The organism is Enterococcus sp. 10F3_DIV0382 (genome assembly GCF_002140245.1).
Lineage (GTDB): Bacteria > Bacillota > Bacilli > Lactobacillales > Enterococcaceae > Enterococcus_B > Enterococcus_B lactis.
Map to the genome: position 1 here is coordinate 824,375 of NZ_NGMF01000001.1, position 11,672 is coordinate 836,046.

Genomic DNA, 11,672 nt, shown 5'->3' on the forward strand with positions numbered 1-11,672 from the left:
TTTTTCGCAACCTCTGATATACGGTGTTCAAAAGCTTGCATCTGCGGTAATAAGCCCAACCAAACGAAAAATATGAGGAGCTATTTTTGTTTGGCTGTTCTTATTACTTGATGCAGGACAGCTTTTTCGCAACCTCTTACCAGATTCGCACTCTTTTTTCTGGCGCTAGATACATAGCATCTTGTTCCGTGACACCAAATGTTTCATAGAATTCGTCAAGGTTTTTTGGTTGCACATTTGCTCGAAGTTTAGCAGGGGCATGAACATCGATTTGCAGTAAAAGTTGTTGGTATTCTTTTTTTGCTTTTGTACGCCAAATCGTTGCCCAATTGACAAAGAATTCTTCGATAGAAAGATCTGATTCTGTTTTTGCTGCTTCCAATGCACAGCTTAGACCGCCTGCATCCGCAATGTTTTCTGAAACAGTTAATTTTCCGTTTACTTTTCCGTCAGCAAAAGGCAGACCATCGAATTCTTCGATCATTGCTTGTGCTTTGTTTTGGAATTGTGCAAGATCTTCTTCTGTCCACCAATTGTTCAAGTTGCCATATTCATCAAACAAAGCGCCGTTATTATCAAATGCATGGGAAATCTCATGAGCGATAACAGCTCCGATTCCCCCGTAATTAGCAGAGCTTGATTGTTCTAGACTGTAAAACGGTGCTTGAAGGATGGCTGCCGGAAAGACGATCACATTCCGGAATGGATGATAATAAGCATTGACTGTATCAGCGCTCATTTCCCATTCTGAACGATCCACTGGTTTGTTCCATTTGCTGAAACGATCTTTTAATGTGAGTTTGCTGAAAGCAAGAGTGTTTGAAAGCAAAGTACCACCTTGATCTGCAGGCACTGTTTTGAATTGGTCGAATAGTGCTGGGATCTTATCGGGGTAACCGACTTGGATACCTAAGTTATTTAATTTTATGACGGCTTTTTCTTTTGTTGCATCCCCAAGCCAGTCATTTTCTTCTAGCCGTTTTTTGTAAACGGCAATCATTTTTTTCACCATTTGCTCTACATCTTTTTTAGCAGCTTCGCCGAAATATTTTTTCCCGTAGTAATCACCAACGACTTGATCAAATTGACCAGAAGCAAGGTAATACGCTGCTTTTTTCTGAGGCATTGCTTCGTCTGTTCCAGACAATACGCGAGAATAGATTCCGCTGACTTGGCGGAATTCTTCTGATAGATACCCACTAAGAGAACGTACTGTTTTAATGATCATCCAGCTTTTGAATAAGGGAAAATGAGCTTCTGTCAGGATGTCATTCAAATGATCAAAGTACACTGGATCAGTGACGATCACTTTATCTGGGGTTGTCCCAATCAAACTAGTGACAAGTTTTTTCAAGTCAAGTTTATCTGTGTATTGAATAAATGTGTCAAAAGATTGCGGATTATACATTTTGCTGTAATCTGCGTTTTCTTCTGCACTTTTTACATGAGGAGCAATCAATTTATCAAATTGCACTGCTTGTTCAGTGATTGCTTCTGCCTGACTTTTTTCTTTGCCAGCAAGCTCCAATAATTGAACTGCCATATCAAAGAAAACGCCCATTAGTTGTGCACCGTTAGGATGTTCTGGTGCATAATACGTCTTATCTGGAAGAAATAAAGAAGGCGGATAAGCAAAGAAGGCATTCGTCTGTGCATTCTTCATATCAGCATCTACATCTAGATTAAATGGCAATGGTAGTGTATCCAACAACCATTCCGGGAATTGCTCATTCAATTCGTCGAAAGACTGCAATGACTCAACTTTCTCGATTACAGGCTGAAGTGGTTGAGCATGCAACTCATTTCTTCGGTCATAATCGTTTGCCAATTGATAATAAGCAAGGAAATGTTTCATTTTTTCTGAAGATACTTTTTCTGGATGGGCAAGCAGATCGTCTGTTTCTCCCATCAAAAGTTGGTCGATTCCGTCAACTAAGTCTTGGAAACCGCCTGTAGCTGGTTTATCTGCAGGGATTTTTGCTGTTTTTTGCCATTCTTCATTGACTGCTTCATAGAAATCTTGTTTCAATCGTTCTTTGTTCATTCATCGATCGCTCCTTTTTTGTTTCGTGTGCCCATTATCTTACAAAATGAAGGAATTAACAAATAGAACATAAAAAAATTTGAAAATTCGGACAATCAAACTGATTTGTTTTTTTCAATCGTTCACTTATAATGAAAAAAAGGAGGCGATCCCAACTGAAACAAGTAGTGGATAAACCTTTCTATTTTAAAATAGATAAAAAAATCAAAAAATTAGCCAGCACCCAGCAACTACAGTCAAAAAAAAGCGAACGGCTTTTTTTAGCACTGATTTTTGAAGATCAAAGTTATGTGATCATCGATCAATCAGGACATCCGACAGAATATTCTCCAGCAGAATATACCTATCAAGAGGGCATTTCTCGTAGCCAATGGAGACTGCTCAATGAAGCACCAATCGAGTTCTCTCAATGGATCAACGGAAAAGAAGAGGTACCTGTTTTGATCGAAGAAAAAAGGTCAGGAAAAGAACTCGTAAATTGTTGGGTGGGATTGCCAGAAGAACGTTTTTTAAGATATAAGAAATGGGCTACTCCTTCAGGTTATCTTTGCGGGACTTATGCGGCGGCGGTTTTACTTGCCTACTATCAAGACTATCGTAAAGAGTGGATGCTTCCCCTAGAGATCCGCAAGAAAAACACGTCTAACTCGATGGCATTGACAAAGGCGTTGCGTAGCCAAATCCAACCACTAGGCCTTCCTACGATCCCTTTTCAAGTCAGTACAGGGATTTCTAGTTTTTTAAAGAAGAATGGCAATCACGAGCGTGCACGAGCAACTCTTCTAGGTTCATGGCAGCGAGCCACAAAACGTATACGTGAAGGCAAGCCTGTGATGATTGGAATCCTGAAAGTACTTGGTAGTACTTACGGCAATCATTGGGTGACGGCGTATGCTTATTTTGAAACTGAAACAGGAGAACGTTATTACAAAGTACACGACAATTGGGGGGACTACCATAAAGTTATTCCTGCCAGTTGGAGTAACGGAACAGTTTCACTTCCTTAAGAATTTGCTGAAATTAACAGAAAATCTTGGGAAAATATGTTAAACTATCGAAGAATAGAGAAGTTTTGGGGAGGACTACATGAGTAATAAGTATCAGGATGACACATTGAAGATTTTTAGTTTGAATGGGAATCGTCCATTAGCTGAAAAAATCGCGAAAGTGTTTGGAACAGAATTAGGTAAAAGCGTCGTGAAGCAATTTAGTGATGGGGAGATTTCCATCAATATTGAAGAAAGTATCCGTGGGGATCACGTGTACATCGTTCAATCAACGAATGCACCTGTCAATGACTATTACATGGAACTGCTGATTATGATTGATGCAATGAAGCGAGCAAGTGCGAAAACGATCAATGTCGTATTGCCTTACTATGGGTATGCTAGACAAGACCGCACGGCGAAACCTCATGAACCGATCACTGCGAAATTGATTGCTAACTTGATCGAAGAAGCAGGGGCAACTCGAGTACTGACTTTAGATCTGCACACGGTTCAAGTACAAGGATTCTTTGATATTCCTGTAGATAATTTATTTACGATGCCATTGTTTGCTCATTATTACCGTCAATTAGGTCTGATGGGAGATGACATCGTAGTTGTGTCGCCAAAAAACAGCGGCGTTCAGCGTGCACGTAGTCTTTCAGAATATTTGAACAGTACATTAGCCATCGTAGACCATGCAGATGATGCTTCAACGGAGGGTGGTTATGTGATTGGTGATGTTCAAGGAAAGACATGTATCATGGTAGATGATATCTTGAACACCGGAGCAACGCTTGCACGAGCAGCAAATGTATTAAAAGAAAACGGCGCAAAAGAAGTATATGCCTGTGCGTCACATGGATTATTGTCCGATCATGCGAAAAGCATTTTAGACAATGCACCAATCAAAGATATTTGTATCACTGATTCTGTTTTCACAGAAGAAAATCGTCATCCAGAAAACTTAACGATCGTGACATGTTCAGAATTAATGGGTGAAGCGGTCAAACGCATCCATGAAAATACACCGATGAGTCCGTTATTCCGTCTGGAAGAAAAAGAATTCGAATAAGAAAAAAGACAAAAAACGAGAAGATTAATTAGCAACGAGAAGAGGGACTGTGACAAAAGTTGTGTCACAGTCTCTTTTTCCGAATAAACGGTGTTCAAAAGCCAGTTTCTCGGTATTAAGCCAAATTTATGCAAAAATGTAGAAAGCCATTTTCACAAAATTTTTCTTACTACTCGAAACTAAACGACTTTTTCACAACCTCTTGGTAAACGGTGTTCAAAAGCTTGCATCTGCGGTAATAAGTCCAACCAAACGAAAAATATGAGAAGCTATTTTTGTTTGGCTGTTCTTATTACTTGATGCAGGACAGCTTTTTCACAACCTCTTTTTCGCTACACTAAGTGCCTTCTAGGTAAAAGTAATCTCTTCTTTGGTATATTCGCTGTTTTATGCTAGAATGTGCCTAGCGATAATTTGGAAGGGATGAATGAAGTGAAAACTATTTATTTGGATCATGCGGCAACTACCCCCATGCATCCGCAAGTAATTGAAGCGATGACGGCGATCATGCAAGAAACGTTTGGTAATCCTTCAAGCATACATGGGTTTGGCCGCCACGCGCATGAAAAAATGGAAACAGCAAGACAAATCATTGCAGATAGTCTGCAAGCAAAACCTCATGAGATCATCTTTAATAGTGGGGGAACAGAAGGGGATAATACAGCTATCTTAGAAACAGCGTTCTCGCGTCAAAAAGAAGGCAGACATCTAATCACTACAGCTATCGAACATCCTGCTGTTCTTAATACCATGAAATATTTAGAGACAAAGGGGTTTGACGTTACATATCTGCCTGTAGATGAAAAAGGAAATCTGTCGATCGAAGAGATCAAAAAAGCGTTGCGAGAAGATACGATCTTGGTCTCTGTGATGTACGGGAACAATGAAATCGGAAATTTGATGCCAATCAAAGAAATCGGTGAACTTTTAGCGGATCATCCAGCTTATTTCCATACAGATGCGGTACAAGCTTATGGAAACCAAACGATCCATCCAGAAGAATTAGGGATCGATTTATTAAGTATCTCTGCTCATAAAATCAATGGACCAAAAGGCGTCGGTTTCTTATATAAACGAGACGGAGTAAATATCCCTGCCTTGCTTTTAGGTGGCGAGCAGGAAGAAAAGCGGCGTGCAGGTACAGAAAACTTAGCAGGAATCTGGGGAATGGCAAAAGCAGTTGAACTGCTATCACCTGAAGAACGTGAAGCACGTAACAACAAATATCAAGGATTCCAACAATTGATTCTTGATACATTAGAAGCAAACGAAATCCCTTATCAAGTAAATGGTGATTTAACGAATAAACTCCCTCATGTGTTGAATCTTCGCTTGATTGGCGAAGCAAATGATTTGCTACTGATGAAGCTTGATCTGAACGGAATCGCTATTTCTACTGGTTCGGCTTGTACAGCAGGGAACATCGAACCTTCTCACGTATTAGAAGCGATGTATGGAGAAGATACGCCGATACTAAAAGAATCCATTCGTATCAGCTTTGGATTAGATAATACTGAAGAAGACATCCATTATTTCCTTGATCAATTAGTTCGTGCTGTCAAAAAATAACTAATAAAGTCATTCTGATGTGGACGGATGTCTGAGAGAACGCCTTCATTTTTTAGGGAACTTAACTGAAAAACCTAGTAAAAATCAGGATAAACTTTTATAATAAAGAGAAACTAATTTTATCGAGGTGAAAATCATGGCATTTGAAACAACAGCAACTGTACTTGGCGCACCAATCAGCTATCGTTTGCATCCTGATGCAAAAAGATATACATTGCGCGATAATGGGTTTACAGAAACAAACGGAGGCAATTATCAATTGATCCGACCATTAGATGCAACGCCGCAAAGCAAAGAAGGCTTCAAACTGAAAATCACTGTATCAAAAGATATCCAAACATTGAAAATGTCGATCACTACAGCAAACGGACTGAAAGCAGTCAATATTTTCAAAGATCCAAAACAGAAAATGAGTCAAGATAAATTCTATTTTTTGATGGATGGGATGATCAGTCGAGGGTTATTCGAAAAAGTCGAATAACCTGTGGATATAAAAAGACAACTAGTTTTGAAACGGCCTAATCGTTAGATCTCTAACTTTGAAAGGACGACACAAAATAGTTGTCTTTTTTATTTTTTCTGCTGTAAATCAGACTCTCGTCCACTCATCAATGGATTTTCCATGTTCATCCACTATTTCCAACCAACTATTTGTTCCGGCAAAGTACAACAGCAAGCTTGCCTCATTCACACTTTTTACGATGATATCTTCGATCGTGGTTGTGCCTGAAATCTTGTCTTTATAATCATCTCGTAGCTTTTGCCCATATTTTGCAGCATAACCTAATGAGCCGTCTTTATTTAAAGGAGGATCTTTGACGAGCGTCGCGCCTGCTTTGATCAGCAATTCATTTCGTTTGATCCAGTAAAGCGTTGCTTGACTTCCCCTGAAATCGACGGTAAAAGGAATCTCACTGACTTCTTTTGACCAGCGATGACGAGCTTTTGCTGGTTTTTTCTTCGTATCTTCAGCGGCAGATGGCACGGAAAAATCGATTGGATAACCAAATGTACTTAGTATAGCAGCAATCTTCTCTTGGTGTTCTGCCATTTTCTTTCTAGCCGTTTCAGGAATCGAAGGGAACGATTCTTTGGCTATTGTAAGACCAGCTTTTTCTGCTTGTTCGGTTAGCATGTAGATCATATAATCGGCTTCTATATCCCAAGGAAGCTGGATCATGATGACGGTATCGATTGTTTCTGGTTGGACTGTTTTCCCAATTGCTGTACACACCTTTTGATGATAAAAGAGATAAAAAGCATTTTCTGGAAGCTTAGGTAGTTTGTGGCTGATCCAGATCGTACCTTGTGTCTGTTCAAGTACGATTTTGATTTCTTCAGGGGTAAGAGTGGTCTGAAAGTTGATTTTCATGACTGATGCCCTCCTAGTTTTTTCTTAGTTTAGCATGATTGCTGATTTTTTTCTGCTAATTTTACTTTTTTACCAAAACTGAAAATATATAACGATGGTATTTGAACAAACAGCTAGGTTTCAAGGAAATAATCAAGTATAATTCTAGCTACGTAAGGACGATAAGTCTTAGAAGAAGTGGGGGAAGGATATGGGAGAAGAAAAGGAGCCGGTTTTACATTGGCGTAAAAATATCAACTTGTTTTTGACAGGTCAGTTTTTATCTGGAATCACGAGTATGATCGTGCAATATGCAATCATTTGGTATCTGACGAAAGAAACAGGTTCAGCAACAATCTTGAGCTTTGCTACGTTATTAGGTATGATCCCAATGGTTTTGCTGAGTCCGTTTGCTGGTCCGTTGGTGGATCGTTGGGACAAAAAGCGATTGTTGATTTTGACAGATATCATTGTCGCGTTGTTTGCAATGGTCTTGGTAGTAGTCGGTACGATTTCTGACACATTTCCGTTGTGGCTAGTGTTTGTATCGTTGTTCATTCGTGCAATTGCTCAAACTTTCCAGATGCCGACGATCCAATCGATCCTTCCTACGATGGTCCCAGAAGAAGAGCTGACACGTATCAATGGACAGCTAGGCATGGTCCAGTCAGCGAATTTTATCATTGCGCCTGCAATAGGTGCATTTTTATTTACAGTGATACCTATCAATTGGCTGATTTTGCTTGATGTGCTAGGCGCGGTATTTGGTGTGGGATTACTTGTTTTTGTGACGATCCCTAAGGTTATTTCGCAAGGAGAAACCATTCATTTGTTGACAGATACAAAATTTGGTGTGAAAAAATTGTACGAGAATAAAGGTCTTTGGCATATCATGCTCAACGGTGCTGTGTTCACGTTATTGTTTATGCCAGCTGCCAGTCTGTATCCGTTGATGACGATGGGCTATTTTGGTCAAAATGTAGGACAGGCGGGTCTTGTCGAAGTAGTCTATTCAGTAGGAATGCTTGCAGGTGGAGCGGTGATTGGCTTTTTTGGAAAATGGAAAGACCGGATGAAGCCGATTTTCATGGCTTATGTAGTCGTAGGTACCACGATTGGGGCTAGTGGATTGTTGCCGGGGACAACACAGGGATTCTTTTATTTTCTTTTACTGAATGCCGGGGCAGGTTTTGCCACACCTTATTTCAATACCTTACTGATGGCGATCATCCAACAGAGTTATGAACCGAACGTTTTAGGACGAGTCTTAGGTGTATTCAACTCATTAATGACTTTGCCAGGGCCGATTGGCTTAATATTTGCCGGCCCCTTGACAGATAAGATTGGTGTAGAAAAGATGTTTCTGATTGCGGGAATTGGTACGCTTTTATGCGGGATCGTTTTATTTTTGACACCCGTTGCTCGAAATTATGATAAAGAATTACAGAAAAAACTGGTGAAAGAACACCGTGAACAAGAAAACGAATAGAAAAGGAGCGGTGATAAAAATTTTCTTCCTACTTGAAATCAAGTGGTTTTTTCACAGCTTTTTTAGATGTTATGAGTTGCTCCGATCAGCAATTTTGTTTACTCTAAGGAAAAGGGAGGCAGGAGAAACATGAATTATTTTACGAGTGATATGCACTTTTTTCATGAGCGTTTACTAGGAGAAAATGACTTTGCTCCGCGACTCTTTGCAAATGTAGATGAGATGAACCAACAGTTGATCACCAGCTGGAATGCAGTAGTAAAAGAAACGGATCACGTCTATCATCTAGGTGATCTTGCCATGCATCCGCAGTATGAAAAAGCAAATGCAGACATCTTAGAATTAGTCAGTCAACTGCAAGGAACGATCCACTTGATCAAAGGGAATCATGACAGTCGTGCGTTCTTCCGTTATTTAGAAAAAAACGATCCTGGACTTTCTGATGGCAGTCCCAAATTTTATTTTTATGACGTAGGTGCTATCGTGAAGTTCGACCATCAGCAATATTACTTGACGCATTATCCAATGTTACTCGGACCTAACGACACCATTCGAAACCTTCACGGGCATATCCATCATTATAGTGTACCCATTGAAAATGTCGTCAATGTAGGCGTAGACGCACCAGAAAGAGACCTTCTAAAAGAAAAACTGCCATTCGGTACGCCGTTATCCGAAAAGCAAATCAAAGAAATATATGAAGCAAAGAGGTCGTGAAAAAGCTGCCCTGCATCAAGTGATAAGAACAGGCAATCAAAAACAGCTTCTCGTGTTTTTGATTGGGTAGGACTTGTCCCCGCAAATACAAGCTTTTGAGCCTGCTGCCCAATTCTGTGCCATAAGGATCAAAATAGAAAAACAGTTCGCTGCATGTTATAAAAGAATTGAAGTACCTGATTTTCAAAAATAGGATAAAAAGTCGTCCCTTTTTGGCGCGGCTTTTTATCCTATTTTTTAGTAATACAGTCATATGTTGTAAGGAGGAACTACAAAATACAGTACACGAATTTCCCTTGATCATTAACTGCTTTTCTGACCGTGGCAGTACCATCATTCAATTTCCTAACATCATTATCTATATTAGTGGAATAGACGATCAGGGTGTTTTCTTTTGTGTATCGGTTTAGCCAGTCAATCGCATAATCCACTGACTGATTCACGCCGATATGATAGAAATAATTCCTATAGATCGCTTTTGCTTCGTCCGTCATCGTGAAATCATGATTGAAGCCATAACCATTCCTGACAGAAGCAGCAGTTGTGAATGAACCATGGATCCTTAGATAAGAGGCGTGGCGATAGGTACCATTCTCTAATTTTATCAACGCATGATAATTATTGTAAAAATAATACCAGCTTGGTGTAGCTCGATTATAAGAAACATCTGCATTGAAAGGATTCGGTCGCGTCATTTCATATTTGTCATAGATACTGAGGTTCTCTGTATAGTCAAATCTTTGCTGAGTGAAGGCAGGCGGTGTATGGACGACTTGGTTGATCTGATAAGGATTGACTGGATGTTTTTTCTTCGTGATTTTTGTAAAAGAAGGATTATATCTTAAGTGATTGTTGTCAGTAGAGATATTGTTAGAATAAACGATCTCCAACGAACATTGGGTATAGGTATTGATCCAGTTCATCACATAGTTCGGAACATCATGATCTTCGATCGTCTCTGGAATAAGCGGGATATTCCTGTCAGAAAATTTGGCTCTTGCTTCGTCTGTTAAAAGAAAACGGGTGAACATATCGAATTCTACGACGATCGTTCCAGAATGATTACGCCCGAAAGTAAGACGTGTACTTGCATAAGGTCTCCCGTTATTTTTGTCCGTGGCGATGAAATAATAATCATTCCTTAAGGTGTATGAGTTGGAACCGCGGCTAAAAATGAAATCTTCGCCATCTATAGGAGTGCCGGCGTTCGACCATCGTATGTTTTCTGCGTAATCTTTATAATTTACGAAAAAAGGATTGATTTTTTCGACTTTATCGGATTTTTTTATATCATTTGGAGTTACACCCATTCCGTTAATAAAATCTGTTCTTTCTAAATCAATACCTTGGAAACTAGGATCATTTTCATTAGTTAGCTCATCGATTCTACCATCAGGTGTTGCGTTCATATATGCAGCCCAGATAAGGGAAGAGCAATACCAGTCATTTCTAGTGGATGAGCGATCCCGTCCCATTATATCTCCCCATACACTATACTGTTTACCTAATTGTCCACGCATAAATGAGATGGCTGCATTTCTTTGTGCTGTTGTCCCTGCTGGAACTCTTAAAATAGTTGAATCAGTATAATCGAATCGTTCATCATCCAAGACACCGTAAACAACGCCTCCAGCTTTTGTTTCAAGTATAGGACTATAATCAGTTGCTTCGATAGTTCGGATATATGTGAAGGTCTCTGGTTTTCCATTGATGCTATGTGTCTCTTCATAAATGCCTTCTACGATCATCACATGATGAAGAAATACTGGAGTGATTCCAGCCCTTTTCCGTTCGAAAATGATATCTCCTGGTTGAACGATATTCATCAGATCATATTTATGATAAGTCGGTACTTTTTCAAAAGTGATATTCTCCAAAGCATTTCCGATATTGAATGACCAAAGAGGCGGGTCTTTGGATAATTGTTCGGCTTCTTTACGAATATAGTGCTCATTGACGGTGTTTAGGTAGTCACGCAATTGGTCTTCTTCGGAAATCGCGGAATTGAATGGTTGATTGTAATAATTCGAAGTGAATTCTTCAAATGTCTGATCGAAGGAAGCGTATTCATTTTTGAATTCTTCATAATACTCCTCCAATATCTGCTGGGTATCTGTATCAGCATGTACAGTCGTGATTGGGATGGCAAATGCGACGGCGAGTAAACAGGTAGTCAGAAACAATTTAATTTTTGATTTCAATGTAATCCCTCCTTGTTTTATGCTAGAATAATAACATATGAATAAGTATGATGATAGCTTGAAAATAAAATGTATAAGTTATTTAATCTAGGCGTATATTGCACATAACACCAAAGAGTAAAATCAGCTATATCGATGATTGAGAACTGTTATCTTTAATGAAATAATTAGCATTTAACTTAAGTTTTACGAATAAAATCAAAGACGTTATATTTTATTTGGGGTTAGATAGTCTACAGA

9 protein-coding genes are annotated in these 11,672 nt (G+C 39.4%); 6 read left to right on the top strand and 3 right to left on the bottom strand.

The genetic code is table 11. The features are described from left to right. Positions 1-136: 136 nt before the first annotated feature. The gene (locus A5849_RS04070) at positions 137-2,044 is read right to left on the bottom strand and encodes a M13 family metallopeptidase (protein WP_002308205.1); all 1,908 of its coding nucleotides are present in this window, start codon (positions 2,042-2,044) and stop codon (positions 137-139) included. Positions 2,045-2,175: 131 nt separating this feature from the next. Here A5849_RS04070 and A5849_RS04075 point away from each other — a divergent pair, with 131 nt between their 5' ends. The 4 genes from A5849_RS04075 to A5849_RS04095 all read left to right on the top strand — a co-directional run bounded on the left by A5849_RS04075 (position 2,176) and on the right by A5849_RS04095 (position 6,155). Continuing rightward, positions 2,176-3,051, top strand: coding sequence for a hypothetical protein (locus A5849_RS04075; protein WP_002308207.1), 876 nt, complete (start codon positions 2,176-2,178; stop codon positions 3,049-3,051). 79 nt (positions 3,052-3,130) lie between these two features. Then, positions 3,131-4,105 carry a ribose-phosphate diphosphokinase gene (locus A5849_RS04080; RefSeq protein WP_002308208.1) on the top strand — a complete coding sequence of 325 codons (975 nt, stop codon included), beginning with the start codon at positions 3,131-3,133 and terminating at the stop codon, positions 4,103-4,105. Between the two features lie 423 nt (positions 4,106-4,528). Continuing rightward, entirely contained in the window at positions 4,529-5,674 is a 1,146-nt protein-coding gene (locus tag A5849_RS04090; protein ID WP_002308210.1) for a cysteine desulfurase family protein, read from the top strand. A 136-nt stretch (positions 5,675-5,810) separates the two neighbouring features. Further along, complete coding sequence (locus tag A5849_RS04095) at positions 5,811-6,155, top strand: DUF1831 domain-containing protein (RefSeq protein WP_002286736.1); 345 nt, start codon at positions 5,811-5,813, stop codon at positions 6,153-6,155. A gap of 108 nt (positions 6,156-6,263) precedes the next feature. Here A5849_RS04095 and A5849_RS04100 read toward each other — a convergent pair whose 3' ends face one another. Beyond that, positions 6,264-7,046: a hypothetical protein gene (locus A5849_RS04100; RefSeq protein ID WP_086309971.1), complete on the bottom strand. Its 783-nt coding sequence runs from the start codon at positions 7,044-7,046 to the stop codon at positions 6,264-6,266. Between the two features lie 190 nt (positions 7,047-7,236). On the opposite strand from A5849_RS04100, the gene A5849_RS04105 reads away from it, so the two are divergent. Further along, positions 7,237-8,514 (top strand): MFS transporter, encoded by a 1,278-nt coding sequence (locus A5849_RS04105; RefSeq protein ID WP_002308213.1) that lies wholly within the window; start codon positions 7,237-7,239, stop codon positions 8,512-8,514. Positions 8,515-8,643: 129 nt separating this feature from the next. Further along, the gene (locus A5849_RS04110; protein WP_002313362.1) at positions 8,644-9,231 is read left to right on the top strand and encodes a metallophosphoesterase family protein; all 588 of its coding nucleotides are present in this window, start codon (positions 8,644-8,646) and stop codon (positions 9,229-9,231) included. 269 nt (positions 9,232-9,500) lie between these two features. On the opposite strand, the gene A5849_RS04120 is transcribed toward A5849_RS04110, so the two are convergent. Continuing rightward, a complete protein-coding gene (locus tag A5849_RS04120) occupies positions 9,501-11,432 on the bottom strand; it encodes a YiiX/YebB-like N1pC/P60 family cysteine hydrolase (RefSeq protein ID WP_002308217.1) in 1,932 nt (643 codons plus the stop codon). Between the last annotated feature and the right edge of the window lie 240 nt (positions 11,433-11,672).

What these genes read in the sequence shown, in the direction of transcription:
- A5849_RS04095 (WP_002286736.1), top strand. Translation starts at nt 5,811, where the DNA reads ATGGCATTTGAAACAACAGCAACTGTACTTGGCGCACCAATCAGCTAT.
- A5849_RS04090 (WP_002308210.1), top strand. Translation starts at nt 4,529, where the DNA reads ATGAATGAAGTGAAAACTATTTATTTGGATCATGCGGCAACTACCCCC.
- A5849_RS04100 (WP_086309971.1), bottom strand. Translation starts at nt 7,046, where the DNA reads ATGAAAATCAACTTTCAGACCACTCTTACCCCTGAAGAAATCAAAATC.
- A5849_RS04080 (WP_002308208.1), top strand. Translation starts at nt 3,131, where the DNA reads ATGAGTAATAAGTATCAGGATGACACATTGAAGATTTTTAGTTTGAAT.
- A5849_RS04075 (WP_002308207.1), top strand. Translation starts at nt 2,176, where the DNA reads ATGAAAAAAAGGAGGCGATCCCAACTGAAACAAGTAGTGGATAAACCT.
- A5849_RS04110 (WP_002313362.1), top strand. Translation starts at nt 8,644, where the DNA reads ATGAATTATTTTACGAGTGATATGCACTTTTTTCATGAGCGTTTACTA.
- A5849_RS04105 (WP_002308213.1), top strand. Translation starts at nt 7,237, where the DNA reads ATGGGAGAAGAAAAGGAGCCGGTTTTACATTGGCGTAAAAATATCAAC.
- A5849_RS04070 (WP_002308205.1), bottom strand. Translation starts at nt 2,044, where the DNA reads ATGAACAAAGAACGATTGAAACAAGATTTCTATGAAGCAGTCAATGAA.